General features: G+C 69.8%; 25 protein-coding genes. 11 read left to right on the forward strand and 14 right to left on the reverse strand.

The annotated features are described in order from the left end of the window. Positions 1-88: 88 nt before the first annotated feature. Together Aco03nite_RS35390 and Aco03nite_RS35395 are read right to left on the reverse strand one after the other, a co-directional pair. The gene (locus Aco03nite_RS35390) at positions 89-511 is read right to left on the reverse strand and encodes a DUF3151 domain-containing protein (protein ID WP_203803654.1); all 423 of its coding nucleotides are present in this window, start codon (positions 509-511) and stop codon (positions 89-91) included. Positions 512-787: 276 nt separating this feature from the next. Next, positions 788-1777, reverse strand: a complete 990-nt coding sequence (locus tag Aco03nite_RS35395) for an ADP-ribosylglycohydrolase family protein (RefSeq protein ID WP_203803656.1) — start codon at positions 1775-1777, stop codon at positions 788-790. Positions 1778-1834: 57 nt separating this feature from the next. Between Aco03nite_RS35395 and Aco03nite_RS35400 the strand changes: the two genes are divergently transcribed. After that, complete coding sequence (locus tag Aco03nite_RS35400; RefSeq protein WP_203803658.1) at positions 1835-3022, forward strand: LOG family protein; 1188 nt, start codon at positions 1835-1837, stop codon at positions 3020-3022. A 26-nt stretch (positions 3023-3048) separates the two neighbouring features. Further along, positions 3049-3351 (forward strand): hypothetical protein, encoded by a 303-nt coding sequence (locus tag Aco03nite_RS54270; RefSeq protein WP_275415933.1) that lies wholly within the window; start codon positions 3049-3051, stop codon positions 3349-3351. Here Aco03nite_RS54270 and Aco03nite_RS35410 read toward each other — a convergent pair. Continuing rightward, positions 3348-3917 carry a hypothetical protein gene (locus tag Aco03nite_RS35410; RefSeq protein ID WP_239145713.1) on the reverse strand — a complete coding sequence of 190 codons (570 nt, stop codon included), beginning with the start codon at positions 3915-3917 and terminating at the stop codon, positions 3348-3350. The two genes, Aco03nite_RS54270 and Aco03nite_RS35410, sit on opposite strands and share 4 nt — an antisense overlap. A gap of 62 nt (positions 3918-3979) precedes the next feature. Further along, complete coding sequence (gene fbaA, locus Aco03nite_RS35415) at positions 3980-5005, reverse strand: class II fructose-bisphosphate aldolase (RefSeq protein WP_203803660.1); 1026 nt, start codon at positions 5003-5005, stop codon at positions 3980-3982. A 221-nt stretch (positions 5006-5226) separates the two neighbouring features. Here fbaA and Aco03nite_RS35420 point away from each other — a divergent pair, with 221 nt between their 5' ends. The 4 genes from Aco03nite_RS35420 to Aco03nite_RS35435 all read left to right on the forward strand — a co-directional run bounded on the left by Aco03nite_RS35420 (position 5227) and on the right by Aco03nite_RS35435 (position 10451). Further along, a complete protein-coding gene (locus Aco03nite_RS35420) occupies positions 5227-5376 on the forward strand; it encodes a hypothetical protein (RefSeq protein WP_203803663.1) in 150 nt (49 codons plus the stop codon). 48 nt (positions 5377-5424) lie between these two features. Further along, entirely contained in the window at positions 5425-6783 is a 1359-nt protein-coding gene (locus Aco03nite_RS35425) for a 3' terminal RNA ribose 2'-O-methyltransferase Hen1 (protein WP_203803673.1), read from the forward strand. Next, complete coding sequence (locus Aco03nite_RS35430; RefSeq protein ID WP_203803687.1) at positions 6780-9278, forward strand: polynucleotide kinase-phosphatase; 2499 nt, start codon at positions 6780-6782, stop codon at positions 9276-9278. Before Aco03nite_RS35425 ends, Aco03nite_RS35430 begins: the two co-directional genes overlap by 4 nt. A gap of 75 nt (positions 9279-9353) precedes the next feature. After that, entirely contained in the window at positions 9354-10451 is a 1098-nt protein-coding gene (locus Aco03nite_RS35435; protein WP_203803698.1) for a DedA family protein, read from the forward strand. A 158-nt stretch (positions 10452-10609) separates the two neighbouring features. Here the strand turns inward: Aco03nite_RS35435 and Aco03nite_RS35440 are convergent, their stop codons facing one another. The 5 genes from Aco03nite_RS35440 to Aco03nite_RS35460 form a co-directional block, all read right to left on the reverse strand. Continuing rightward, positions 10610-11284 (reverse strand): class II aldolase/adducin family protein, encoded by a 675-nt coding sequence (locus Aco03nite_RS35440; protein WP_203803701.1) that lies wholly within the window; start codon positions 11282-11284, stop codon positions 10610-10612. Between the two features lie 101 nt (positions 11285-11385). Continuing rightward, positions 11386-11763 carry an ArsR/SmtB family transcription factor gene (locus tag Aco03nite_RS35445; RefSeq protein ID WP_014440216.1) on the reverse strand — a complete coding sequence of 126 codons (378 nt, stop codon included), beginning with the start codon at positions 11761-11763 and terminating at the stop codon, positions 11386-11388. Positions 11764-11813: 50 nt separating this feature from the next. Further along, positions 11814-12188: a hypothetical protein gene (locus Aco03nite_RS35450; RefSeq protein ID WP_203803704.1), complete on the reverse strand. Its 375-nt coding sequence runs from the start codon at positions 12186-12188 to the stop codon at positions 11814-11816. Positions 12189-12560: 372 nt separating this feature from the next. Continuing rightward, positions 12561-13196 (reverse strand): hypothetical protein, encoded by a 636-nt coding sequence (locus tag Aco03nite_RS35455; RefSeq protein WP_203803707.1) that lies wholly within the window; start codon positions 13194-13196, stop codon positions 12561-12563. 630 nt (positions 13197-13826) lie between these two features. Continuing rightward, entirely contained in the window at positions 13827-15581 is a 1755-nt protein-coding gene (locus Aco03nite_RS35460) for a hypothetical protein (protein ID WP_203803710.1), read from the reverse strand. 347 nt (positions 15582-15928) lie between these two features. Here Aco03nite_RS35460 and Aco03nite_RS35465 point away from each other — a divergent pair, with 347 nt between their 5' ends. Beyond that, complete coding sequence (locus Aco03nite_RS35465; protein WP_203803712.1) at positions 15929-16105, forward strand: hypothetical protein; 177 nt, start codon at positions 15929-15931, stop codon at positions 16103-16105. 47 nt (positions 16106-16152) lie between these two features. Here Aco03nite_RS35465 and clpB read toward each other — a convergent pair whose 3' ends face one another. Further along, positions 16153-18741, reverse strand: a complete 2589-nt coding sequence (gene clpB / locus Aco03nite_RS35470) for an ATP-dependent chaperone ClpB (RefSeq protein WP_203803728.1) — start codon at positions 18739-18741, stop codon at positions 16153-16155. A gap of 109 nt (positions 18742-18850) precedes the next feature. On the opposite strand from clpB, the gene Aco03nite_RS35475 reads away from it, so the two are divergent. The 4 genes from Aco03nite_RS35475 (at position 18851) to Aco03nite_RS35490 (ending at position 22419) form a co-directional block, all read left to right on the forward strand. Continuing rightward, positions 18851-20062, forward strand: coding sequence for a sugar efflux transporter (locus tag Aco03nite_RS35475; protein ID WP_239145714.1), 1212 nt, complete (start codon positions 18851-18853; stop codon positions 20060-20062). Positions 20063-20072: 10 nt separating this feature from the next. After that, positions 20073-20570 carry a cation:proton antiporter regulatory subunit gene (locus Aco03nite_RS35480; protein ID WP_203803730.1) on the forward strand — a complete coding sequence of 166 codons (498 nt, stop codon included), beginning with the start codon at positions 20073-20075 and terminating at the stop codon, positions 20568-20570. Between the two features lie 64 nt (positions 20571-20634). Further along, the gene (locus Aco03nite_RS35485; RefSeq protein ID WP_239145717.1) at positions 20635-21786 is read left to right on the forward strand and encodes a cation:proton antiporter; all 1152 of its coding nucleotides are present in this window, start codon (positions 20635-20637) and stop codon (positions 21784-21786) included. Positions 21787-21972: 186 nt separating this feature from the next. Continuing rightward, positions 21973-22419, forward strand: coding sequence for a hypothetical protein (locus tag Aco03nite_RS35490; RefSeq protein ID WP_203803734.1), 447 nt, complete (start codon positions 21973-21975; stop codon positions 22417-22419). A gap of 78 nt (positions 22420-22497) precedes the next feature. Here Aco03nite_RS35490 and Aco03nite_RS35495 read toward each other — a convergent pair whose 3' ends face one another. The 4 genes from Aco03nite_RS35495 to dnaK form a co-directional block, all read right to left on the reverse strand. Continuing rightward, positions 22498-22938, reverse strand: a complete 441-nt coding sequence (locus tag Aco03nite_RS35495; protein WP_203803736.1) for a heat shock protein transcriptional repressor HspR — start codon at positions 22936-22938, stop codon at positions 22498-22500. A 20-nt stretch (positions 22939-22958) separates the two neighbouring features. After that, positions 22959-24155, reverse strand: a complete 1197-nt coding sequence (dnaJ, locus tag Aco03nite_RS35500; protein ID WP_203803739.1) for a molecular chaperone DnaJ — start codon at positions 24153-24155, stop codon at positions 22959-22961. 72 nt (positions 24156-24227) lie between these two features. Further along, positions 24228-24866, reverse strand: coding sequence for a nucleotide exchange factor GrpE (gene grpE, locus Aco03nite_RS35505; protein WP_203803742.1), 639 nt, complete (start codon positions 24864-24866; stop codon positions 24228-24230). Further along, complete coding sequence (dnaK, locus tag Aco03nite_RS35510) at positions 24863-26734, reverse strand: molecular chaperone DnaK (RefSeq protein WP_203803753.1); 1872 nt, start codon at positions 26732-26734, stop codon at positions 24863-24865. Before dnaK ends, grpE begins: the two co-directional genes overlap by 4 nt. Positions 26735-26814 lie beyond the last annotated feature (80 nt).

Genomic DNA, 26814 nt, shown 5'->3' on the forward strand with positions numbered 1-26814 from the left:
CCGGCTTTCACCGCCAGCCGGGGTGTGCCGGCCTTCACCGTCGACCGGGGTGTGCCGGTGGCGGGAGACCCCGCCACCGGCGATGTCGTCAGCTCAGGGCGTCGGCCGCGGCCGGGTCACTGTCGCGGAGGAACTCGGCACAGCGGGCCGCTTCGTCCGCCTCACCGATCGCGGCGGCAGCCTGGGACAGGACGTGCAGGCAGCGCAGGAAACCCTGGTTGGGCTCGTGCTCCCACGGGATCGGGCCGTGGCCCTTCCACCCGTTGCGGCGGAGCGCGTCCAGACCGCGGTGGTAACCGGTGCGGGCGAAGGCGTAGGCGGTGATCGTCTCGCCGTCGGCCAGGGCGGCGACGGCGAGCGGCGCCCACGCGGCGCTGTAGGACGGGTAGTCGGCGGCGACCGCCTTGAAGGCCGCACCGCCACCCGCGGCGGCGGCCTCGGCGAGCGCCTTGTCGGCGGCGGCGTCGGCGGGCAGTCGAGTGGGCGGCGGCCCGGGAAGGAGGTTCTGCATGCCCTCATTCAACCCGGCCGGGCGGGGTTCATTCCGCCGCGGGCCGCGTTTCCCCCGGCCCGGGCCCAGGATCAGTCCTGGGACCAGCCCAGGAACCACCGATCCCCGGAATCGGCTTCGATCCCGGAATCTAGGTCGGGGCCGGGTCGGGTCGGCGCCAGGTCGGGCCGGGTCGGGCCCGGGCCAGGTCGGGTCGGGGCCGGGTCGGGTCGGGTCGGGGCCAGGTCGGGTCGGGGCCAGGTCGGGGTCGGGTCGGGTCGGGTCGAGGGCTGGACGTCAGTCCCAGGCCATGCCCAGTTTGAACAGGCGGTCGGAGTACTCGATCTGGGTCTGCCAGTCGGCCGGCCACGCCGACAGGCCCAGCGACGCCCCCGCGAACGCGCCGGCCAGGCAGGCGATCGAGTCGGAGTCGCCGGAGGAGGCCGCGCCCCGGCCGACGACGGCCACCGGCTCGTCGGGGGACTGCAGGTAGACGTAGAGGGCGGTGGCCAGCGCCTCCTCGGCGATCCAGCCGGCGCCGGTGGCCAGGCAGGGGTCGCCGGTGTGGTCACCGGAGGCCAGCGCGTCGGCGACCCGGTCCAGGGCGGCGGCGGTCTCGTCCCACCCCCGGGCGATGAACTCCTCCGGCGAGGTGACCGTGGGCTGCTGCCACAGGTCGCCGAGCCAGTCGCCGCGGTAGACCTTGCGCTGTTCGGAGCAGCGCTCCCGGAGTGCGGCCAGCAGGTCGGCCGGGGCCAGGCCGCCGGCCAGCAAATACACCGCCCACGCGGTTAGCTCGCTTGCCGCCAGGCCGGTCGGGTGGCCGTGGGTCAGGGCGGCCTGCAGCTGTGCCGCGCCGGCCCGCTCGTCCTCGGTCAGCCCCGGCTTCAACCCGACCGGGGTGACCCGCATGTTGGCGCCGCACCCCTTCGAACCGGTCTGGGTGGCCCGGGTCCACGGGCGGCCGTCGGCGAGGGCGGCGCAGGCGCGCAGGCAGGTCATGCCGGGAGCCCGGTCGTTCTCCGGGCTGGCCGCCCACTCCAGGAAGCGGCGGCGCAGCACCGGCTCGAAGGCCGCCGGGGTGATCCGGCCCACCTCGAACAGGGCCTCGCCGACCGCCAGCGCCATCTGGGTGTCGTCGGTCACCAGCGCCGGTTCACCGACCAGCACTCGCGGGCCACCCGGGCCGTACCGCGCGACGATCGCCGCGTACTCCTGGAACTCGGTCGGTTTTCCGAGGGAGTCCCCGTACGCCAACCCGAAAAGTGAACCCGACGCAGCTCGCATGCGGTCAACTCTAGGGAGTACGTCAACGACTCGCCTTCCGAGAGCAAGATGGACTTCATGCCCGATCCCTTGCAACCAGTGCTCGGTGGGGACGCGCCGTTCGACGCGACCGCCGACGAGATCGAAACCCGTGCCGAACTGGACGTGCACCTGGCCAAGAACACCTTGGCCGGCCTCTGCGTCCTGGGCCTGCGCCTGGACCGGGATCCGCCGGACCTGACCGGTGTGGACGTACGGGAGACCATGTTCGTCGGCTGTCATCTGGCCGGCCCGGAGGCGGAGATCGACCTGATCCGCCGGGGCGCCCACGTGATCCCGCCGTTCGACGAGCGGCCCTACCCGACCCATCCGGCGCTGCTCTACACACCCGAGGACCTGTCCGCCGGTTTCGCCGGGCACGGTTTCGCCGGGATGTTCGACACGCTGGTCTATCAGCATTTCGTGGCGCACGGCGGTGCGGTCCCGGACATCCGTGAGGCGTTGTCGCAGCGGCTGCACGACGCCGGGATCGACAACGCGCTCGGCAAGGCGCTCAACGAGTGGGCACACGCGCACGGTCCCGGTGGGGCGATCGGGATCATGGGCGGGCATGCGGCGGCACGGGGCTCGGACCCGTACCGGATGGCTGCCTCTCTGGCGCAGCGGCTGGCCGCGAGTGATCGGCTGATCGTGACCGGCGGCGGTCCCGGGGTGATGGAGGCGGCCAACCTGGGCGCCTACTTCGCGTCCCGGACCGCCGCGGAGCTGGGCGACGCGATCGATCTGCTGTCGGTGGCGCCGCACTTCATGGACCACGACCCCTACACCGCGACGGCCCTTTCGGTACGGCGGAGCTACCCGCTGGCCGATCTCGACGTGGCCGGGCGGCTGCGGCACGGCGGGCTGGCCCTGCCGACCTGGCTCTACGGTCACGAGCCGGCCAACCTGTTCGCCGGTCAGATCGGCAAGTACTTCTCCAACGCGGTCCGGGAGGATTCGATCCTGCGCCTGGCCCGCGGCGGGATCGTCTTCGCGCCGGGCTGGGCCGGCACCGTGCAGGAGATCTTCCAGGCGGCGACGAAGACGTTCTACGTGACCGACGGGCCGTCCGGGGCCTACGTCTTCCTCGGCACCGAGCACTGGTCGGGTCTGCCGGTGGCGGACCTGCTGCGGTCGTTGCTGGCCCGGTCGCCGCACGGGGACCAGTCCGGTCTGGTGGTCGTCACCGACTCCCTGGACGAGGCGGTGGCCGCTCTCTCTCAGTAGTTGTGCAGCTACCTCACACTGCATCCATGGATATCGCCGTGGTCATCATCATCGTCGCTGCTCTACTGGTCGGAATGGTGGTGTTCGGGAAGATGCGGAGCCGCCCCACCAACTACTCCTATCGCAAGCGCGGTCACCGCAGCAACAGCAGCGGCTCCGCCTACTACACCTCGGACGGCACCACCCACGACGGATCCTCGTCCTCCGACCATCACCACAGCGGCAATTCCTGGTGGGGCGGCGGCGACAGCGGGGGCGGCTCCGGTTGGGGAGGCGACGGTGGTGGAGGCGGCGGTGGTGGTGACGGAGGCGGGGGCGGCGGCAGCTAGGCGACGTGCACGCGGCGCCAGTGGGCCGCGGGCAGGTCGGTCTCGGGGACGTCGGTGAGGCCGTTCTCGTCCATCGCGTTGTAGATCGCGAGGCGCGCGCCGTCGAACAGGAACTCGACGGCGTGCAGCACCCGGGGACGCCAGTCGGCCGCGGTGGTCCGCTCGATGATGTTGACCGCCCGGAGCTGCCGGCCCCGGGCGTTGCGCAGTGCGGCGTGCGGGTCGGAGCGCCAGTCGAAGTGCTCGTACAGATCGATCGGCCTGGCCATGTCGATCTGGTCCCAGGTGATCGCGCACTCGTCGAACTTACGGTGGGTGATCTCCACTCTGCTCGGTCCGAAGTCGAGGATCACCGGGCCGTCGGCGAACCAGCCCCGCTCGGCCACGTCCCACATGAGATGGCTCGATCGCAGTTTGCGCCCGATGAGCCGGACGAACATGTGTCGATGGGTGGCCGCGAGATCTTCGGCATCGTGATGCCACTCGGGTTTCCAGCCCTCGATCACGAGCACGTCCACCGCCTTGCCGATCTTGATCGGTCGATGGTACCCGTGCCGCTGTGTCACCCCGCAACACAACAGCGGCCGGTCCCTACAAAAGGGACCGGCCGCTGTCGTCGATTCAGTGATTACTTCCCGAGGGACGTACCCGCCGAACGGAGGTGCTGCGCGGCCTCGACGACCCGCTTGGCGAGACCGTTCTCGGCCTGCTTGCCCCAGGCGCGGGGGTCGTACGCCTTCTTGTTGCCGACCTCGCCGTCGATCTTCAGAACACCGTCGTAGTTCTTGAAGAAGTGGTCGGCGACCGGGCGGGAGAACGCGTACTGCGTGTCGGTGTCGATGTTCATCTTCACCACGCCGTAGTCCAGGGCGCCGTGGATCTCCGACAGCAGCGAGCCGGAACCACCGTGGAAGACCAGGTCGAGCGGCTTGTCCTTGCCGTACTTCGCGCCGATCGCGTCCTGGATCTCCTTCAGGATCTCCGGGCGGAGCTTGACGTTGCCCGGCTTGTAGACGCCGTGCACGTTGCCGAAGGTGAGGGCGGTCAGGTAGCGGCCCTTCTCACCCAGGCCCAGGGCGGCAGCGGTGGCCAGGCCGTCCTCGACGGTGGAGTAGAGCTTGTCGTCGATCGCGGCGGAGACGCCGTCCTCCTCGCCACCGACGACGCCGACCTCGATCTCGAGGATGATCTTGGCAGCCGCGGTCTTCGCCAGCAGCTCCTCGGCGATCTGCAGGTTCTCGTCCAGCGGCACGGCCGAGCCGTCCCACATGTGCGACTGGAACAGCGGGGCCTGACCCCGGGCGACCCGCTCCGCCGAGACGTCGATCAGCGGACGGACGAACCCGTCGAGGTGGTTCTTCGGGCAGTGGTCGGTGTGCAGCGCCACGTTGATCGAGTACTGCTTCGCGACGTGGTGGGCGAACTCGGCCAGCGCGACGGCGCCGACGACCTTGTCCTTGATGGTGGGGCCGGAGACGTACTCCGCGCCACCGGTGGAGATCTGGATGATGCCGTCGCTGCCGGCCTCGGCGAAGCCCTGCAGGGCCGCGTTGAGGGTCTGCGAGGACGTCACGTTGATCGCCGGGTAGGCGAACGCGCCGGCCTTGGCGCGATCGATCATCTCGGCGTAGACCTCGGGGGAAGCGATAGGCATCGGATGCGCTCCTTGCTCATTGACACACGCGGGCGGCAGAGGGCAGGACCGCACTGTCCTCCTGCAGGCAGTATTCCGCAGTCGCGGTGCGTAACTGAAATCACCCCGAAATCCGGATCCGGATCACGGCGAGAAGTCCGGGGGATACCGGTTTGGGAGCCCTCCGGGGCGGGGAAGCCGCACCATGAAGAGGAAGCGGCTACGGACGGAAGGAGCGTGGCGTGACGAATCCGGTGGAGATCGATCTGGAGACGCCTGAGGCCGACGCGGCCGAGCAGGCGGCCACGGTGCGCGGCTGGCAGGACGACGACCCGGCCCCCGCCGCCGACGAGGAGAACCGGGAAGTGGAGTTCGACGACGAGTACCGCTGAGCGCGGAATTCGATCGCCGGATTTGTGGAGCACTGACACGCTCTACCCGTGCTGCTCACACTGACGACCACTCGCAAGCCTGCGACCGATCTGGGATACCTGCTGGTCAAGCATCCCGGAAAGGTGCACTCGTTCGACGTTCCGACCGGTACGGCGTACGTCATGTACCCCGAGGCGACCGACGAACGGTGCACCGCCGCGCTGATGCTGGACGTGGATCCTCAGCGGCTACGAGCGCAGCGGGACGCCTTCGAGCTGAGCCAGTACGTCAACGACCGGCCGTACGCTGCCTCCAGCCTGCTGGCCAGTGCCCTGGCGAAGGTCTTCCGCAGCGCCCTCCGCGGCGCCTCGAAGGACCGGCCGGAGCTGGCCGCGACCGCGATCCCGCTGGAGGTCCGGGTTCCGGTGCTGCGCGGCACCACCGACCTGGTGACCCGTCTGTTCGCGCCGCTCGGCTGGGCGGTGACCGCCACCCCGATCCCGTTCGAGGCGGAGCTCGGCGGCGGCAGCCGGTACGTGGATCTGACGCTGACCGGCGAGCTGCGGGTCGCCGACGCCCTCAACCACCTGTACGTGCTGCTCCCGGTGCTGGACGACAACAAGCACTACTGGGTCGCCCCGGACGAGATCGAGAAGCTGCTGCGCTCCGGCGAGGGCTGGCTGGCCGGGCACCCGGAGAAGGTGCTGATCGCCCGGCGCTACCTGGCGCACCGCCGGTCGCTGGCCACCACCGCGCTGCAGATGCTGGAGGCGGACCTGCCGCCGGCCACCGAGGAGGAGGCCGAGCTGCCGGTGCCCCGCCGGGCGCCGCTGGCCGAACAGCGCCGGGAGGCGGTGCTGGCCGCGATCACCGAGGTCGGCGCGGCCCGGGTGCTCGACCTGGGCTGTGGCGCCGGCGCTCTGCTGACCGCCCTGGTCAAGGACCGGAACCTGACCGAGATCGTGGGCGCCGACGTGGCCACCCGCTCGCTGGAGCAGGCCGAACGCAAGCTGCACCTGGACCGGCTGCCGGAGCGGCAGAAGGACCGGATCAAGCTGATCCAGACCGCGCTCACCTACCGGGACGACCGGCTGCGCGGTTTCGACGCGGCGGTGCTGATGGAGGTCATCGAGCACGTCGACCTGCCCCGGCTGCCCGCGCTGGAGGCGGCCGTCTTCGGTCACGCCAAGCCCGGCGCGGTGATCGTCACCACGCCGAACGTCGAGTACAACGTGCACTACGAGGGCCTGACCGGGATGCGCCACTCGGACCATCGCTTCGAGTGGACCCGGGCCGAGTTCGCCCGATGGGCCACCGCGACCGCGGAGAGGTACGGCTACACCGTCACGGTCCGTGGTGTCGGTGAGGCCGACGAGACCACCGGCGCTCCGACCCAGCTCGCTCTGTTCAAGGTGGTGTCCGCATGATCATCGACGTTCCCGAGCTGTCGCTCGTCGCCCTGGTCGGCATTTCCGGCTCCGGCAAGTCCACCTTCGCCGGGCAGCACTGGAAGTCGACCCAGGTGCTCTCCTCGGACTTCTTCCGCGGTCTGGTCGCCGACGACGAGAACGACCAGTCGGCCTCCGCGGACGCCTTCGAGGTGCTGCACTACGTGGCCGGCAAGCGGCTGGCGGCCGGGCGGCTGACCGTGGTGGACGCCACCAACCTGCAGGCGCACGCCCGGGCCGGGCTGGTCAAGACGGCCCGTGAGCACGACGTGCTGCCGGTGGCGATCGTGCTGGACGTACCCGAGTCGGTGGCCTGGGAACGGACCGAGGCCCGCCCGGATCGTACGTTCGACCGTCGTGTCCTCTCCCGGATGAGCCGGGACCTGCGGCGATCCATCGGGCAGCTGGCCAAGGAGGGCTTCCGCAAGATCCACGTGCTGCGCGGGGTGGACGAGATCTCGGCGGCCGAGATCCGCTACGAGAAGCTGTTCAACGACCGCAGGGACGAGCACGGGCCGTTCGACATCATCGGTGACGTGCACGGTTGCCGGGCCGAGCTGGAGTCGCTGCTGGGCACGCTGGGCTGGGAGATCGTCCGGGACGAGTCGGGCCGGCCGGTGGACGCCGTTCACCCCGACCAGGGCAGGAAGGCCGTCTTCGTCGGCGACCTGGTCGACCGCGGGCCGGACTCGCCGGGTGTGCTGCGCCTGGTGATGGGCATGGTCGCGGCCGGCCACGCGATCTGTGTGCCGGGCAACCACGAGCAGAAGCTGGCCCGCAAGCTGAACGGGCGCAACGTACAGCTGACCCATGGTCTTCCGGAGACCTTGGAGCAGCTGGCGGCCGAGCCGGACGAGTTCGTCGCCGAGGTGCGCACCTTCATCGACGGCCTGGTCAGCCACTACGTGCTGGACGACGGCAAGCTGGTGGTGGCGCACGCCGGGCTCAAGGAGGCGTACCACGGGCGGGCCTCCGGCCGGGTGCGCAGCTTCGCGCTGTACGGCGAGACGACGGGCGAGACCGACGAGTACGGGCTGCCGGTCCGCTACCCGTGGGCCCGGGAGTACCGCGGTTCCGCCGCCGTCGTCTACGGCCACGTGCCCACCCCCACCCCGGAGTGGATCAACAACACCATCTGTCTGGACACCGGCTGCGTCTTCGGCGGCGCCCTCACCGCGCTGCGCTGGCCGTCGCGCGAGCTGGTCGCGGTCCCGGCGGCGAAGGAGTACTACGAGCCGGTCCGGCCGATCTTCACCACGCCGGAGCGTCCCGAGCAGGGTCTGGACATCGCGGACGTCATCGGACGGCGACACATCGATTTCGGGTACGGGCGGACCACGGTCCCGGCCGAGAACGCGGCCGCGGCGCTGGAGGTGATGGGCCGGTTCTCGGTCGACCCGGAGACCCTGGTGTGGCTGCCGCCGACGATGGCCCCGTGCAGCAGCTCGACCGTGGACGGTTATCTGGAGCACCCGTCGACGGCCTTCGCCGACCTGCGGGCCGCCGGGGTGGACCGGGTGGTGTGCGAGGAGAAGCACATGGGCTCGCGGGCCGTGGTGCGGATCTCCGCCTCCGGCGAGGGTGACGCGATCTGGACCCGGACCGGCCGCCCGTTCTTCGGCCCCGAGATGACCGGGCCGCTGCTGGACCGGGTGCGGGCCGCCGCCGCCCCGATCCTCGCCGAGCTGGAGACCGACTGGCTGCTGATCGATGCCGAGCTGCTGCCCTGGTCGGTCAAGGCGGGCAGCCTGATCCGCGATCAGTACGCCGCGGTGGGCGCCGCCGGCCGGGCCGCGCTGCCGGCCGCCCTGTCGGTGTTGGAGCAGGTGGCCGGGCGCGGGCTCGACGTCACCGGGCTGCGGGAGCGCCTGACCCAGCGGTCCACCGAGATCGACGGCTTCTCGGCGGCGTACCGGGCGTACGTGAAGCCGACCGACGGGCTGGACGGGGTCACCCTGGCCCCGTTCGCGTTCCTGGCCGGTTCCGGGATGTCGTACGCCGGGAAGGATCACGGCTGGCATCTGGCGCTGGCCGACCGGCTCGTGTCGGCCGACCCTCAGCTGTTCACGCCGACCCGGCGGATGATCGTCGACCTGGCCGATCCGGCCGCGGAGGCCGCCGCGACCGAGTGGTGGCTCGCCCTGACCGGGGCCGGCGGCGAGGGCATGGTGGTCAAGCCGTGGATCGGGCTGGGTGGGACGGGCCGTGACGGGCGTCTCGTGCAGCCGGGTGTGAAATGCCGTGGCCGGGAGTACCTGCGGATCATCTACGGTCCGGAATACACCCGTCCCGAGCAGTTGGACCGACTTCGGCAGCGCAATCTGGGCCGCAAGCGGGCGCTGGCGTTGCGTGAGCACGGACTGGGCCTGGCCGCGCTGGACCGGCTGGCCGAGGGCGCCCCGGCCTGGCGGGTGCACGAACTGGTCTTCGCGATCCTGGCCGCCGAGTCGGAGCCGGTCGACCCCCGTCTGTGACCGCCGGGTTACTTCCCGGAGTACACAGCATTCATTCAGGTACCGGCCCTTTCCGGGCCGGTACCCTGGCTCCTCGTGGACCCTCAAGCGCTCGTCGAGCAGCTAGCTCTCAACCCGTTGGACCCGAAGGACCTGCTCTCGGCCTTCGGGTTGCCGGGTGTCCTGGCCATCCTCTTCGCCGAGACCGGCCTGCTGGTCGGCTTCTTCTTCCCCGGTGACTCCCTGTTGTTCCTGGCGGGTGTCGCGGCCTCCGAGGTGGCCAACTCGATCTTCGGTGAGGGTGCTCAGCTCTCCATCGTCGGCCTGCTGATCGGCGCGCCGCTCTGCGCCATCATCGGCGCGCAGCTCGGCCACTGGCTGGGTGCGAAGTACGGGCGCCGGATGTTCGACAAGCCGGAGTCGAAGCTCTTCAAGAAGGAGTACGTCGAGAAGGCGGAGTACTACTTCGAGAAGTTCGGCCCGGCCAAGGCCGTGGTGCTGGCCCGCTTCATCCCGATCGTGCGGACGTTCCTCAACCCGGTCGCCGGCACCCTCGGCATGCCGGCCAAGCAGTTCTTCCTCTGGAACGTGGTCGGCGCCATCCTGTGGACCGACGGCATCATCCTGCTCGGCTACCTGCTGGCCGAGCAGATCTACGCCGCCATCGGCGACAAGATCGACCGCTACATCCTGCCGGTGGTCGTCCTGATCGTGCTGATCTCGGTGCTGCCGATCGGGATCGAGCTCCTGCGCGAGCGCAAGGCGAAGAAGAACGGCACGCTCACCGGGCCGGGTGTCGCCGAGTCGCTGGGCGCCGTCGCCATCGCGAGCCCGGCCGGGGTGGCCGACGCCGTCCACGAGGAGTTCCACCCGCACCACCAGAACCAGAACCAGCAGGAGCGGTACGACGAGGCGACCACCTTCCACCGGGCCGGTGACTACGGGCAGCCGCAGCAGCAACAGTCCGGTGTCTACGGGCAGGCCCCGCAGCAGCCGGGTGTCTACGGCCAGCAGCCCCAGCCGCAGCCGCAGCAACCGCAGCGGCAGGGCAACGTCTACGGGCAGCCGCAGCAGCCGGCCTACCCGCAGCAGGGGCACCAGCCGACCCCGCAGAGCTACCCGCCGCAGCAGCAGTGGCCCCAGCAGGAGTACGGCCAGCAGCAGCCGCAGCAGGAGTGGCCGTCGCGGGACTGACCCGGGAGACACGAAAGGCCGGCCCTCGGGCCGGCCTTTTCTCGTATCCGCCTACACCGCTTGTCGTATCCGCCTACACCGTGCCGGCTTCTCGGCTTCGTCCACGCCCTGCCGGCTTCTCGGCTTCGTCCACGCCGTGCCGGCTTCTCGGCTTTCGTCTACACCGTGACGCTGGTGGACCCGGACAGTCTCTCCAGGAACTCCTCCGGGCACTCCCGCAGGTCGTCCAGCCGGCCCGCCGACAGCGCCCGGTACGTCAGCGAAGCCGCTTCCTCCAGGTTGCGGGCCCGCTTGTGGGCGAGTTCGACGGAGTCACCCATCACCACGCAGCCGTGCTGACTGAGCACCAGGCAGTTGGTGCCGTCGGCGGCCATCGCGGCGGTCAGGGCGGCCAGCTCGGTGGTGCCCGGCAGCCGGAACGGCACGGTGGACACCCGCCGCAGGTAGAAGGCGTGATCGGTGGTCACGATCCGGATGCGTTCGCCGAGCGCGTCCAGCAACAACGCTGTCTGCGGGTGCAGATGCACCACGGCGTTCACGTCCGCCCTCGCCCGGTAGAGCGCGAGGTGCAGTGCCACTTCACTGGTCGGCTCGATCCGTGGCGGCAGGACACTCCCGACCACGGCCGGGCCCCCGTCGGCGATCCGGACCGGTGCGAAGGTGTTGCGGCTGAGCCGATCCAGCCATGATCCGCTCGCGGTCACCCAGATGGCGTCCTCGCCGGGAATGCGGGCGGAGAGATTGCCGCCCGATCCACACACGAGGCCCGCCTGCACCACGTCGTAACCCACATGAGCGAGCTGGTCACGCAGGTCACCGGGGACGTAGTTCACCCGTTCCTCCTCAGGTCCGCCGGCCGTCGCGGGGCCGGGGTCCTCCGCCTGGCGTCACGCCCCCATAAATTCAGTGACGCCAGGCATTACCCGGTCGCGCTTCAGCGGGCCTTCTTCGTGGCCCGCTTCCGCGGCGGGGTGAGCAGGTCGGCGATGGTGGCGATTGCGGTCGGCACCAGCCGGTAGTACGCCCACACACCCCGCTTCTCCCGCTCGAGCAGACCAGCCTCGGTGAGGATCCGAAGGTGGTGACTAACAGTGGGCTGCGAAAGGCCCAGGGGGGCCGTCAGGTCGCAGACGCACGCCTCACCGTCCGTTGCGGACTGAATGAGGCTGAGCAGCCTTAGCCGGGCCGGGTCGGCGAGCGCCTTCAGCACTCCCGCCAGGCGCTCAGCGTCAGCGCGTTCAATTGGCTCGCCGGCAAGCGGCGAGATCTGAGGCATCGTCATTTCCGCCAACGCAGTTCCCACGATCTCCATCCTTCCACCAACTGCATCGATTCTCCTGCATGTCAGCAGGAACGAACCGGCTAACTTTCAGGCCGTAAGGCCGACATCGATCGCCGAGACGGCCAACCCGACACCCTCATCGGGTCCACCGATCGTGCAACGACGACTTCGGTCTCTGCCTCCTGCAACGCCTCAGTCGCCATCTGGTCGCTACCCATCCGTGTCGAGGTCTCGATCCCCGCTCTCGGGGTGAGCACGGCCACATTGCGAATTCGTCGATTCTTTCGAGCCACCGATCTCGGACGATGGCTCAGCACGGAACGCGTCGAGACCATCACGCCACACTGCGCGATCATCAGTTCGCCGCACACCCCACGACCCGATGAAAGCACGACGCCACGCTGCGCGACGGACAATTCAGTGATGAATTTACCCAGGTCGTGCCGTGCTTCCATGACATCGAGCGTACTGGCTGTACAAAAACCGGAATCTTTCGCCCCGCCAGGGCGGAACGGAACTATTGACGCACGGCTTTGCCCGGCTCTGTAAAGAACCTTTACCGATCCCCCGGTCGGTCTCGCCCCATCCTCGGACCATAGACGCTGCTCAAAGCAGGTAATGCCCGAAGGTTACCCGCGCCATGCTCGGGATCACCTGGTAGGTGCGCTGTGAAGAGGCTGTGAACCGACGGAATGACCTTTGTCCGTACGGGGTGGAAACACGCACCGTACGGCCGATCTCGATCTATCCGGACAGCCGATCGAGTGACACCGCCAGAAACGGACCGTACCCGTTCGAGTGACCCACAGTCGTCGATACGGAACCGCTCACTCGTGCGGTCGTGACCAGTACTCGTCTTCCTGGCCGGGCGCCGACTTCGGCAGAACCGCCGGATGTGAGAACTGATCGGGTTCGGACCCGCCGGTAACAAAAGGCTTCGTTTGTGGGGCAGCCCACTCCGACTGGCTCGGCGGTGCCACGAATTGGCCGGGTGCCAAAAAGGCCGGCGCGCTCGCGAAATATTCTCGCGGCGCCACCATGAGAAGCGCTCCCACCACGAGGTAACCCACCACCTGAGCAATCGCCACCGCGAAGTTCAGCGTGATCCAGCCGGACGGGTACGCCTGATCAAGCGCCTCCGCGATCGAGCCGGACACCGGGTCACCGGCCCGCTGAACGGCCAGAATGCCCAACGTCCCCAACCCGGTCACCAGACCGAGCGCGCACACGCCCACCGCGATCAGGCGGGCCGAGCGGCTGCCCCGGCGCAGAGCGGCGCCGAGGACGACGAAAAGGGCTACGAACAGCAGGGCCAGAACCGGGGCCAGCGCCCCGACCAGCCAGATCACCGTGACGTAATTCTCCGCCGCGGTCGAACCCGAAGTGGCGTCCCGAAACCGGCTCACTACACCCGGAGTGACCGCGACCATGCTGATCGCGTAGGTCAGACCGGCGGCGGCCATGGCCCAGAGCAGGGCAACCGCGGTCGTGACGGCAGCCGGGCGGCGGGCCGCGATCGGCGCTGCGACAGGCGGCTGCTGGACGGCGTACGACATCGATGGCTCCCGCGGGTTCGGCTGGCAAGAACCTATCGCGTACCGGCTGCGGAAGTGGCCGGACCGGCCCACCTCACGAATGGACCGGTCCGAAATCGATCAGCCAGGACGCCCCGACTCCCCACCGACCGACAACATCATCGACCGGCCAGCGGCACCATTGGCACGCCCGCAAGTCGATCAGGCGGGGCACCCTGGCTCCCCACCGACCGACGGCATCACCTAACGGCCAGCGGGTCCACAAGTCGATCAGGCGGAACGCCCCGACTCCCCATCGCCGAGGGCATCACCGATCGGCGAGCGGCGCGTCCGCAAATCGATCAAGCGGAACGCCCTGCCTGCCTACCGGCCGACGGCCTCACCGATTGCCGAGCGGCACCACCGGCGGGTCCGCGAATCGATCAGGCGGGACCTCCCGCCTGCCCACCGGCTGGCAGCGTCACCGATCGGCCGACAACACCGATTGGCGAGCGGCACCACCGGCGGGTCCGCGAATCGATCAGGCGGGGCGTCCCGCCTGCCTATCGGCTGGCAGTGTCACCGATCGGCCGGTGGCGTCACTGGCGGGTCAGCGGGAGGAGTGGACGGTCCGGCCGGGTCCGCGGCAGGAGTCGCGGATGGCCCGGACGAATCCACGGAGGGAGTGGCGGGCGGGTCGGCCGGAGCCGCGGGATGAGTGGCGGGCGGAGCCGCGGGATGAGTGGTGGGCGGAGCCGCGGGAGGCTGGGCCGCCCACGGGTCACTGGCCGGCTCCGGAGAGGAGGGCCCCGCGGGAGAGGTGGGCGCGGCCGCTTCGGCAGCCCTGACCGCATCCGCCGACGAAGACGGCGAAGAGGGTGAGGCCGGCGAGGACAGCCCCGACGGTGAGGCCGGCGAGGACAGCCCGGACTGCGCGGCCGGCGAGGAGAACCCGGACTGCGCGGCCGGGGACGAGAACCCGGACGGGCCGGCCGGAGAGGCCGGTGCGGACGGCCCGGACGGCGAGATGGGCGCCGGCGGGGCGAACGGTGACGGCGAGGCCGGGAACGGCTGCTGCGCGGATGCCCACGGGTCACTTGTCGGCTCGGTCGACGGCGGCGTGGACGCCCACGGGTCGCTGGTCGGCTCGGATGACGGCGGTGCGGGTGGCACCGACGACACCGGCGGAACCGGCGCCGGAGTGGGGTCCGGCTGCGCCGCCCACGGGTCGCTGGTCGGTTCCGGAGCGGACTGCGGCGCCCCGGAGACCGGAATGCCGTGCGGCGGGGTGCCGGTGGCGCCGTAGGGCTGGTTACCGGTCACGCCGTAGGGCAGCGTGCCGCTTCCCGGAGCCGGAGTGCCGGCCTGACCCGGGTACGGCGGCAGTCCGGGAGCGGGCTCGCCGGGACGTCCGTACTGATCGGGTGTACCGAGGTGGCTGGTCGCACCGGGCTGCCCCGGGTAGGGCGGGTAGGCGGCCTGCGGATACCCCGGCTGGCCCTGCGCCCCCGGGTACCCCGGCTGCGCGGGATCGCCGGGCTGTCCCGGGTAGCCGGGCTGCCCTGGGTAACCAGGCTGCGCGGGGTTACCGGGCTGCCCCGGGTAACCAGGCTGCGCGGGGTTACCGGGCTGCCCCGGATAGCCGGACTGCGCGGGATTGCCGGGCTGCCCCGGGTACCCGGGCTGACCCGGGTAGGGCTGTGCGCCGTATCCGGGCTGCCCCGGGTAGCCGGGCTGGCCCGGGTACTGCGGGTAGGGCATCGCCGGGTTCCACGCCACCGGCCGGCGGAAGTATGCGTTCGACGCCGGCAGCGCCAGCAGGATGATCGCGCCGAGCAGGGCCAGCACGACGATCACCGAGGTGGCGGTGCCGGCGGCGTCGTACCACCCGGGAAGGGAGGATTCGAGCTGTGCCTCGTCGAAGCCGCTCGACGTGGTGTTCCCGGCGAGGGTGCCGGCCGCGGTGCCGCCCAGTCCGAGCGAGTTGCAGCACAGGCCCAGGCCGCCGAAGACCCAGGTGGTGACCCGGGATCCGTTCTTGCCCAGGTTGTTGAAGATCGCCAGCACGACGAGCACGATCGCGATCAGCGCGTAGACGATCGCGGTACCGACCAGCACGAAACTGATGACCGAGTGCAGGTCGTCGCCGAGCTCGTCGGCGTCGGCGCCACCCATCTGCATGTACGCGTCGGTCATCGGGTCCATGATCTGCAGCACCAGGACAGCGTTCACCAGCTGCACACCGGCGATCACGAACAGCAATATGGTCGAGAAGGTCACCGTCAGCGGCCGTCTCGGGGCCGAGTCGGGGACCTGATATGTCGGTACGGTCACAGTGCCCTCCAATGGATCAATTCACGGTATCTGTCGCACGCCAGATCCCGCGACCGCGCCTCACGGTTGGCGACGATGTGGAAACATCGGGCGACGATGACCCCAAATGCCCGCAAAACGTCGCCCGTTCGGGTGGCGTCACGCTGGACGACGGCCCCTAAACTTCGATGTGTGGCGCCTACCTGGAAGCAGCCAGCTCCAGTGGCACGCCGTGCCCGCACGAGTCGCCCGCCCCGCGCACACCGTTCCGGGGCCGAGGCAGACCAGCGGACGGCGCCACGCCGATCACGCAGGCCGCGTGACCACACCGCGGCCGCCCCAGACCTGACAAGGACCGGTGAGTCCCCATGCCCCACGCCGACACTCTCGACGTCGTGCACCACGACGACACCAGGACGCGCTTCACCGACGTCCGGTACGAACTGCACCGCAACGGCATCCGGATCTGGTCCGCGGAGGGCGAGCACGCCTTCACGGATGTGCTGATGACACAGGCCTACCGGCACAGAGACGCGGACAAGTAAAACTTGTAAAAGAAGGCCCCCTGCACGAGCAGGGGGCCTTCTTTCTGTCAGAAGCGTCTGGAGACCGTCAGTCCGTCCTTGGTCTCGTTCAGGTCGGCGACCACCGTGTCCCCGTCCTGGATCTCGCCACCGAGCAGCGCCTTGGCCAGCAGGTCGCCGATCGACGACTGGACCAGCCGGCGCAGCGGCCGGGCGCCGTAGATCGGGTCGTACCCGTGCTCGCCCAGCCACTCCACCGCGGGCGGCGCCACCTCCAGGATCAGCCGCCGCTCGGCGAGCCGGTCCCGCAGCCGGGCCAGCTGGATGTCGACGATCGCGGTCAGGTCCTCCTTGGTGAGGGCGTGGAAGACCACGATGTCGTCGAGCCGGTTCAGGAACTCCGGCTTGAAGTGCGCCCGGACCGCGGCCAGCACCTCGTCGTGCCGCTCCTCGTCACTCATCGTGAAGTCGGCTGTCGACGAGCCCAGGTTCGACGTGAGGACCAGGATCGCGTTGCGGAAGTCGACAGTGCGCCCCTGGCCGTCGGTGAGCCGCCCGTCGTCGAGCACCTGGAGCAGCACGTCGAAGACGTCCGGGTGGGCTTTCTCCACCTCGTCCAGGAGCACCACGCTGTACGGCCGGCGGCGCACCGCCTCGGTCAGCTGGCCGCCCTCCTCGTAACCGACGTAGCCGGGCGGGGCGCCGACCAGCCGGGACACCGAGTGCTTCTCGCCGTACTCACTCATGTCGATCCGGACCATCGCCCGCTCGTCGTCGAAGAGGAACCCGGCGAGCGCTTTCACCAGCTCGGTCTTGCCGACACCGGTCGGGCCGAGGAACAGGAAGCTGCCGGTCGGGCGGTCCGGGTCGGCGATGCCGGCCCGGGCCCGGCGGACCGCGCCGGAGACCGCGGCGATCGCCTCCCGCTGGCCGATCACCTTGCCGGCCAGGGACTCCTCCATGCGCAGGAGCTTGGCGGTCTCGCCCTCCATCATCCGGCCGGCCGGGATGCCGGTCCACGAGGAGACCACCTCGGCGATGTCGTCGGCGGCCACCTCCTCCTTCACCATCGGCGGCTCGGCGTGCTCCTCCTCGGTCTCGGCGGCTGCCTCGACCTCTTTCTCGAGAGCCGGGATCACCTCGTACAGAAGCCGGGAAGCTTGTAGCAGGTCGCCGTCGCGCTGGGCCCGCTCCTGAGCGGCACGCGCCTCGTCGAGCTGCTTCTTCAGCTCACCGACCCGGTTCAGTCCGCCGCGCTCACGCTCCCACCGGGCGTTCAGCGCGGTCAGCGCCTCCTCGCGGTCGGCCAGGTCGGCGATCAGGCGCTCCAGCCGGGCCCGGGACGCCGGGTCGGTCTCCTTCTCCAGCGCGAGCCGCTCGACCCGCATCCGGTCGACCTGGCGCTGCAGCTGGTCCAGCTCGACCGGGCGGGAGTCGATCTCCATGCGCAGCCGGGACGCCGCCTCGTCGATCAGGTCGATCGCCTTGTCCGGCAGGAACCGGTCGCTGATGTAGCGGTCCGACAGGCTGGCCGCCGCGACCAGCGCCGCGTCGGTGATCTGCACCCGGTGGTGCGCCTCGTAACGGCCCTTGAGCCCGCGCAGGATGCCGATGGTGTCCTCGACCGTCGGCTCGCCGACGACGACCGGCTGGAAGCGGCGCTCCAGGGCCGGGTCCTTCTCGATGTGCTCGCGGTACTCGTCGAGCGTGGTCGCGCCGACCATCCGCAGCTCACCGCGGGCCAGCATCGGCTTGAGCATGTTGCCGGCATCCATCGAGCCCTCGCCCTTGCCGGCGCCGACGACGGTGTGCAACTCGTCGAGGAACGTCACGACCTGGCCGTTGGAGCCGCGGATCTCCTCCAGCACGCTCTTGAGCCGCTCCTCGAACTGCCCCCGGTACTGCGCGCCGGCGACCATCGCGCCGAGGTCCAGCGAGACCAGTTTCTTGTCGCGCAGGGTCTCCGGCACGTCGCCGGCCACGATCCGCTGGGCCAGGCCCTCGACGATCGCGGTCTTGCCGACACCCGGTTCACCGATCAGGACCGGGTTGTTCTTCGTACGCCGGGAAAGGACCTGGACCACGCGGCGGATCTCGGTGTCCCGGCCGATGACCGGGTCGATCTTGCCGTCCCGGGCCAGGGCGGTGAGGTCGACGCTGTACTTCTCCAGCGCCTTGTAGGTCTGCTCGGGGTCGGCCGTGGTGACCCGCCGCTCCCCACCGCGGACCTGCGGGAACGCGCCGACCAGGGCCTCCTCGGTGGCGCCCGCGTCCTTCAGGGTCTGCGAGACCGCGCCGCCGACCCGGGCCAGACCGGCCAGCAGGTGCTCGGTCGACACATACTCGTCGCCGAGGGGCTTGGCGATCAGGTCGGCGGAGCCGATCGCGTTGACGAACTCACGGGACAGGCTCGGCTCGACGGTGCTGGCGCCCCGCGCGGAGGGCAGCTGCTCGATCGCGCGGACCGCGGCGCGGCGGATGTCGGCCGGGTTGGCGCCGACCGCACGCAGCAGGGCGGTGGCGGTCGATCCGCCGGTGTCGAGAAGTGACTGAAGCATGTGCCATGGCTCGACGGTGGCGTGGCCACGGCGGCCGGCGTCGGCGACCGCGGAGGTGATCACTTCGCGGCTCTTGGTGGTCAGGCGTTCGGTGCTCATGGACTCCCCTGTGAGGCCAACTGATGTGCAGACTTGAGCGTAGCGCGCTCAACTTTAGCGCGCGGGGTCGAGTCGCCGTAACGTACGCATCGTGAAGGTGTCCTTTGCCTTGTCCCGTCGCCTTCTTCCCCTCGGCCTGGTGTTCCTCACCTCGGGTGTGGCCACCGCGGTCGTCGGGCCGTTCCTCGGGCTGTTCCTCAGCACAGCGGTGCACGCCGACCCGATCCAGACCACGCTCTTCATGGTCGTCGCGGCGGTGTCCGGGGTCACCGTGTCGTCGTACATCGGGCGGATCTCGGACCGCTGGCCGATCCGCCGCACCCTGCTCATCGCCGCCGCGCTGGCCGGTTTCGCCGCCAGCGGCCTGACCGCCTTCATCCGGGACTACTGGGTCCTTCTCGCGGTCACCGCGACGGTCACGGCCGCCGCCGGGGCGCTCTACCCACAATCCTTCGCGTACGCCCGGCAGGCGCTGCAGAACGAGGATCCCAAGCACGCGGCGATGGGGATCAGCACGCTGCGCACCGTCTTCTCGGTGGCCTGGGTCGGTGGCCCGTCACTCGCGGCGTTCCTGCTGGACGTCGGTGACTTCCGCCACGTCTACGGCACGGCCGCGATCCTCTACCTGCTCGCCGCTCTGGGCACCGCCAAGTTCCTGCCCGCCCTGGACGCTCCGGCGCGCGAGCCCCGGGAGACGGCGGAGCCGGAGAAGGCCGAGCGGGTGCCCCGGATCCTCTGGCTGATCCTGGCCGGTTTCGCCCTGCTGCAGACCACGATGAACCTGAGCGGTCAGGCGCTGCCGCTGTATCTGAGCACCGAGCTGGGCGGCACGGTCCGCGACGCCGGGCTGCTCTTCGGGTTGTGCGCGTTCCTGGAGATCCCGCTGATGCTCGCCTTCGGCATGCTCTCCACCCGGATCCCGCTCCGGCCGATCATCCTGGCCGGCGCGCTCTGCTCGGTCGCCTACTACCTGGTCGCGTTCACCGCGTCTTCGGTGTGGGTGCTGGCGGTGGGCCAGATCCTCAACGCGCTCTTCATCGCCGCGACGTCCGGGCTCGGCATCTCCTACGTGCAGGACATGATGCCGCGTTCGCCGGGCCGTGCCACCACGATGTTCACCAACTGCTTCCCGATCGGGCTGGTGATGGCAGCGCCGCTGTTCGGGCTCGCCCAGGAGTACGGTTTCCGCCTCGCCTTCGGCCTCAACCTGGGGCTCAGCGCGCTCGGACTGCTCCTGCTGGTTCTGGCGCGACCCCGGGTGACGCCGATGAATCCGGCGGTTCGTCCGGTTGCCGACGTGAGCCGCCCCACTGAGGGCTAACGTAGAGATCGTGCGCGTACGGGTGGAACAGACTCCGCTGCCGGGAATCGGCGTCCGCCATGACCTGGTGACCTCATCGGGCCGGACCGTCGGGGTGGTGTCCCACCGCAACGGCCGCCGCGACCTGGTGCTGTACGACGTGGACGATCCCGACTCCAGCCTGGCCTCGATCCCGCTCACCGACGACGAGGCGGAGGCTCTGGCCGACGTGCTCGGCGCCTCGCTGATGCTGGGACAGCTGGCCGGTCTGCGCCAGCAGGCCGCCGGGCTGCTGACCGAGCAGATCGCGCTCCCGGCCGGCTCCCCGTTCGTGGGCCGGCGGCTGGGCGACACCCAGGCCCGCAGTCGCACCACGTCCTCCATCGTGGCCGTGCTCCGCGACCGGGAGGTGATCGCCTCGCCCAAGCCGGAGTTCCGGTTCGAGGCGAACGACGTGGTGGTGGCGGTCGGCACCCGCCAGGGTCTGGACGGCGTGACCGCCATCCTGGCCGGCGACGACGACAACTGAGCACGTGCAACACCACACGACGATCCTGCTCATCGAGATCGGCGCGCTTCTTTTCGGTCTCGGCATGCTCGGTCGTCTGGGCCGTCGTTTCGGTCTCTCACCGATCCCGCTCTATCTGCTGGCCGGTCTGGCGTTCGGGCAGGGCGGGCTGATCCCGCTCTCGGCGAGCGAGGAGTTCATCGCGATCGGCGCCCAGATCGGCGTGATCCTGCTGCTGGTGATGCTGGGCCTGGAGTACTCGGCCGACGAGCTGGTCGGCAACCTCCGGTCGGCGGCCCCGGCCGGTCTGATCGACATGCTGCTCAACGCTCTGCCCGGGGCGGCGTTCGCGCTGCTGCTCGGCTGGGACTGGAAAGCCGCGCTGGTGCTGGCCGGCATCACCTGGGTCTCGTCGTCCGGCGTGATCGCGAAGGTGCTCGGCGACCTGGGCCGGGTCGGCAACCGGGAGACCCCGGTGATCCTCTCGGTGCTGGTCATCGAGGACCTGGCGATGGCGTTCTACCTGCCGTTGGTGACCGCGGTGCTGGCCGGGCTGGGGCTGGCCGGCGGGCTCAGCACGCTGAGCGTCGCGGTGGTCACGGTGGTCGCGGTCCTGGTCGTGGCGATCCGGTACGGCGGGGAGATCAGCCGGTTCATGTCGGTGAAGGATCCGGAGGCGCTACTGCTCAGCGTGCTGGGCCTGACGCTGTTCATCGCCGGGGTGGCCGGTGAGCTGAAGGTCTCCGAGGCGGTCGGCGCGTTCCTGGTCGGCATCGCCATCTCCGGGCCGGTGGCGCACCACGCGACCGAGATCCTGTCCCCGCTGCGGGACCTGTTCGCCGCGGTGTTCTTCGTCTTCTTCGGACTCTCCACCACCCCGTCGGACATGCCGAAGGTGATCCTCCCGGCGCTCGGGCTGGCCGTGCTGACCATGGCCACCAAGGTGCTGACCGGCTATCTGGCGGCCCGGCGGGCCGGGATCGCGCTGCCCGGCCGGTGGCGGACCGGGCTGGCGCTGATGCCGCGCGGTGAGTTCTCGGTGGTCATCGCGGGTCTCGCGGTGGTCTACGGAGCGGATCCGCAGCTGGCGCCGCTGGCCACCGCCTACGTGCTGATCACCGTGGTCACCGGCCCGATGCTGGCCCGTCTGACCGACTACGCCTGGTTCAAGGAGATGCTGCGCAAGCGGATGGCGGCGCAGCGGGCGGCCCAGAAACCGCTGCCGTCGCCGGAGTGACGTGCATCTCCCGCGACGAACGCCCTAAGTTACTGTCAAGTATCCGAATGTGAAGCCTTGACACTTCCGTCACTGGACTCCACACGCTACCGTTGCGCGGCGACGACTCTGAGTATTGGGACGTTCGACACCATGGCCGGCGCGGGAACGCCGGCCGTGACGCGAACGGTTGAGTGAGGCGGCGGCGTGAGCGTGCGTGAAGCTACATTCCTCGGTTTCGGTAATCCTGTCGATCCACGGCCTGACGAGCTGCAGGCCTGGGCGTACAGCCCCGACACGGTGCCGTTGCACAGCATGCCGAAGGACTGGGATCTGCTGATCTCCGGCGATGTGCTCGGCCCGACACTGTTCGAACTGGCCATGGACCGGCAGTGCCCGGCCCGGCGGTTCGCGCAGCACTGCATGTACATCTACGCCGCGGACGGGGTGCGGCAGAACGCGAGCGGGCAGCGCAAGCGCCGGCTCAAGAAGTTCACCGAGCGTGCGGAGCAGATCGGCGACGAACCGATGCAGATCTGGGCGCACAACTGCCGGGTACTGATGACCCGGCCGGAGCTCTTCGACCACCACGACTGGATGGAGGGCGGCCTGGTGCGCTACCCGCGCAGACTGGGCCTGTTCAACCGGCGCTGATGGCGCTGAGTGATAACAACTGCCACTACGAGCAGTAACGGCGGCCCCTTCCGAGAGAGGGGCCGCCGTTATTTCTTTTTACCTGTCCGGGGATCGCCGGGGCCGCCAGACCACCAGCGCCGTCGAGTGGTTCTCCTGACGGACCAGATCGCGACTCCCGTACGGGTTCATCGCCTCGATCCGGGCCGCCCGGTCGTACGCCGCCTGTAGTTCCTGTTCCAGCTCGGCGACCCGCTGCTGCAGATCGCCGACCAACTGCTCCAAGCCGATGATGCGTTTGATCCCGGCCAGGTTGACACCGTCGTCCTGGCTGAGCCGTTGGACCTCGCGAAGCAGCGCCACGTCACGCGCGCTGTACCGTCGGCCGCCGCCACCGGCCCGGCCGGGCTGAACCAGCCCGAGCCGGTCGTACTGCCGGAGGGTCTGCGGGTGCATCCCGGCCAGCCGCGCGGCCACCGAGATGATCAGAACCTTCGCGTCGGAGGCCTGCTCCACCGAGATGCTGATCTCTTCATGCATGTGCCACCTCCCGTGAGGGTCTAACCAGCTCGGCGCAGACGGGCGTCGAGCCGGTCCCGCGCGGGCGGCGGGGTGAGCTTGGCGAAACTCTCCAGAGCGTCCTTGGCCTCGTCGGAGACCCCCGAGGGGATCTGCACCTCGACCGTGACGATCAGGTCGCCGGCCTGACCTTCCTTACGGACGACGCCCTTGCCCCGGGCCCGCAGTTTCCGGCCGCTCGGTGTGCCGGGTGGCACCCGCAGCGTGACCGGACCGTCCAGGGTGGGCACTTTCAGGTCGGTGCCGAGCACGGCCTCGGCGATGGTGATCGGAACGACGAGCGTGAGGTCGTCGCCGTTGCGTCCGAACAGGTCGTCGGGACGAACTTTGACCTGCACGTACAGGTCGCCGGCCGAACCGCCGCGGTCACCCGGCTCGCCCCGGCCGCTGAGCCGGATCCGCTGCCCGTCGGCGACACCCGCCGGGAACCGGACGTTGATCGTGCGGGTCTTGGTGACCCCGCCGGATCCGTGGCACTCCGGGCACTTCTCGTCCACGATGCTGCCCGAACCCTGACAGTCCCGGCACGGCTCGGAGAAGCTGAACGACCCCTGGTTGCTGGAGATCAGGCCGGTCCCGTGGCACTTCGCGCACGATCGCGGCGTGGTCCCCGGCTTGGCCCCACTGCCCCGGCAGGTGTCACAGGCACCGGGGGTCCGCAGCGTCAGCGGCAGGGTGGTGCCCTGAACCGCCTGGGCGAAGTCGAGAGTCACCTCGGTCTCCACGTCCCGCCCGCGCTGCGGCCCGCGACGTGCCGGGCCGGGGCCGCCCTGGGCCTGGCCGCCGGAGAAGATCGAGCTGAAGATGTCGGAGAAGCCGCTGCCACCGAACCTCCGGTCGGCACCCGCCGCCCCGGCACCGCCGGAGAAGCCGCCGAAGAGATCCGACGGGTCGAACTGGGTGCCACCACCGCGCTGGGCACCGCGCCGGAACGCGCCCGAGCCGAACAGGGAGCGCATCTCGTCGTACTCTTTGCGCTTCTTGTCGTCGGCGAGCACGTCGTACGCCTCGGAGGCCGCCTTGAACTTCTCCTCCGCTTCCTTGTTGCCAGGGTTGCGGTCGGGGTGCAGATCGCGGGCGAGCTTCCGGTACGCCTTCTTGATCTCGTCGGGGGAGGCAGACCTCGTCACACCGAGCACGGCGTAGAAGTCCTTCTCGAGCCAGTCCTTCGAGCTCATCTCAGTCCACCTCCTCGACTTGGCGACGTCCCGCCCGCCGGCGAACCGGCGAGCGGGACACGATCACTGATTTCACTCCGGATCGGCGACCGCGACCAACGCCGCGCGGAGCAGCCGCTCGCCCAGCGTGTAGCCCCGGCGCATCACCTCGACGCAGGTCGGCTCGGTGACGTCGGCGGACGTCAGGTGCGCGACCGCCTCGTGCAGGTTCGGGTCGAAGGGATCACCCTTCTCGCCGAACGCCACCAGGCCCAGCTTCCCGGTCACCGCGGTGAGCTGCTCGGCCACCGAGGCGAACGGGCCGACCAGGTCACCGTGCTCACGGGCCCGGTCGATGTCGTCCAGGACCGGCAGCAGGTCGGTGAGGACCTTGCCGGTCGTCTGCTCGGCCGCCGCACCCCGGTCGCGGTCGACCCGCTTGCGGTAGTTGGCGTACTCCGCGGACACACGCTGGAGGTCGTGGGTCCGCTCCTTGAGCTCGCTCCGCACCGCCTCCAACTCGGCGGTGAAAGCGGGCTTCGACTCCTCGACCGGTTCCTCGGCCACGTCGTCGTCCTCGTCCTCGTCCGGGGCGCGGTGTGCGCCGGCCGGCTTGGCCGCCTTCGTGTCCTTCTCGTCGGCGGTGGTCTCCTCGGCCGGCTCGTCGATCTCGCCCTGGATGACTTCCCGCTCGGCCGTCTGACCGTCGTTGTCGTCGTCCTTGGCACTCACTTCTTGTCGTCCTCCACGATCTCGGCGTCGACCACGTCGTCGCCGCCGGCCTGCTGGCCGCCGGGGGTGCCGCGCCCGGTGGCGCCACCGGGCGCGCCCGCGCCGGCGGCACCGGGACCGGCCTGCGGGGCCTCACCCTGCGAGTAGAGCAGCGAACCGGCCTCCTGGGAGACCTGGGACAGCCGCTCGTGGGCCGACTTGATCTTCTCGATGTCGGTGCCGCCGAGCGCGCCACGCAGCTCGCCGAGCGCCTCACCGATCTTGGTCTTGCCCTCCTCGGGGAGCTTGTCGCCGCTCTCCGCCAGGAACTTCTCGGTCTGCCACTGGAGCTGCTCGGCCAGGTTGCGGGCCTCGGCGTCCTCGCGGCGCTTCTTGTCGTCGTCCGCGTGGTCCTGAGCGTCGCGCATCATGCGCTCGATGTCGTCCTTCGGCAGCGCGGAGCCACCGGTGATCGTCATCTTCTGCTCCTTGCCGGTGCCCAGGTCCTTGGCGGACACGTGCACGATGCCGTTCGCGTCGATGTCGAAGGAGACCTCGATCTGCGGAACGCCACGCGGGGCCGGCGCGATGCCGCTGAGCTCGAAGGTGCCGAGCTTCTTGTTGTTCGACGCCATCTCGCGCTCGCCCTGGTACACCTGGATCAGCACGGACGGCTGGTTGTCGTCGGCCGTGGTGTAGACCTCGGAGCGGTGCGCCGGGATGGTGGTGTTGCGCTCCACCAGCTTATGCATGATGCCGCCCTTGGTCTCGATGCCCAGCGACAGCGGGGTGACATCGAGCAGCAGGACGTCCTTGACCTCGCCCTTGAGCACGCCGGCCTGGAGCGCGGCGCCGACGGCGACGACCTCGTCCGGGTTGACGCCCTTGTTCGGCTCGCGGCCGATCAGGCCGTTGACCAGCTCGGTGACGGCGGGCATCCGGGTCGAGCCACCGACCAGGATGACGTGGTCGATGTTGGAGAGCTTGATGTCGGCGTCGCGGATCGCGGCCTCGAACGGGCCCTTGCAGCGGTCCAGCAGGTCCTGCGTCATGCGCTGGAACTCGGCCCGGCTGAGCGTGGTGTCCAGGTGCAGCGGGCCGTTGGCGCCGGCCGTGATGTACGGCAGGTTGATGCTGGTGGTGGTCGCCGCGGACAGCTCGATCTTGGCCTTCTCGGCCGCCTCGCGCAGACGCTGGAGCGCCATCTTGTCCTGGGAGAGGTCGATGCCGTGCTCGCCGCGGAAGGTCTTGACCAGGTGATCGATGATCCGCTGGTCCCAGTCGTCGCCGCCGAGCAGGTTGTCGCCGGAGGTCGACTTGACCTCGATGACGCCCTCGCCGAGCTCGAGCAGCGAGACGTCGAAGGTGCCGCCGCCGAGGTCGAAGACCAGGACGGTCTGTTCCTTGGTGCCCTTGTCCAGGCCGTAGGCCAGCGCGGCCGCGGTGGGCTCGTTGACGATGCGCAGGACGTTCAGGCCCGCGATCTCACCGGCCTCCTTGGTCGCGGTGCGCTGCGCGTCGTTGAAGTACGCCGGGACGGTGATGACCGCGTCGGTGATCTGCTCACCCAGGTAGGCCTCGGCGTCCCGCTTCAGCTTCATCAGCACACGCGCGGAGATCTCCTGCGGCGTGTACTGCTTGCCGTCGATGTCGATCGACCAGGTGGTGCCGATCTCCCGCTTGACCGAACGGATGGTCCGGTCCGGGTTGGTCACCGCCTGGCGCTTGGCGACCTCGCCCACCAGCACCTCGCCGTTGCGGGCGAAGGCGACGATCGACGGGGTCGTCCGTGAGCCCTCCGCATTGGCGATGACGGTGGGCTCGCCTCCTTCCAGAACGCTGACGCAGGAGTTCGTGGTGCCGAGGTCGATGCCGACCGCACGTGCCATGGTGTTCCTCGCTTCTCACCGCTGGGGTTCACATGATTACAAAGGTTGAGTGGAACCGACTCAATGATGCCACGGTGCCA

The sequence above is a fragment of the Actinoplanes couchii genome (genome assembly GCF_016862075.1).
Taxonomy (GTDB): Bacteria; Actinomycetota; Actinomycetes; order Mycobacteriales; family Micromonosporaceae; genus Actinoplanes; species Actinoplanes couchii.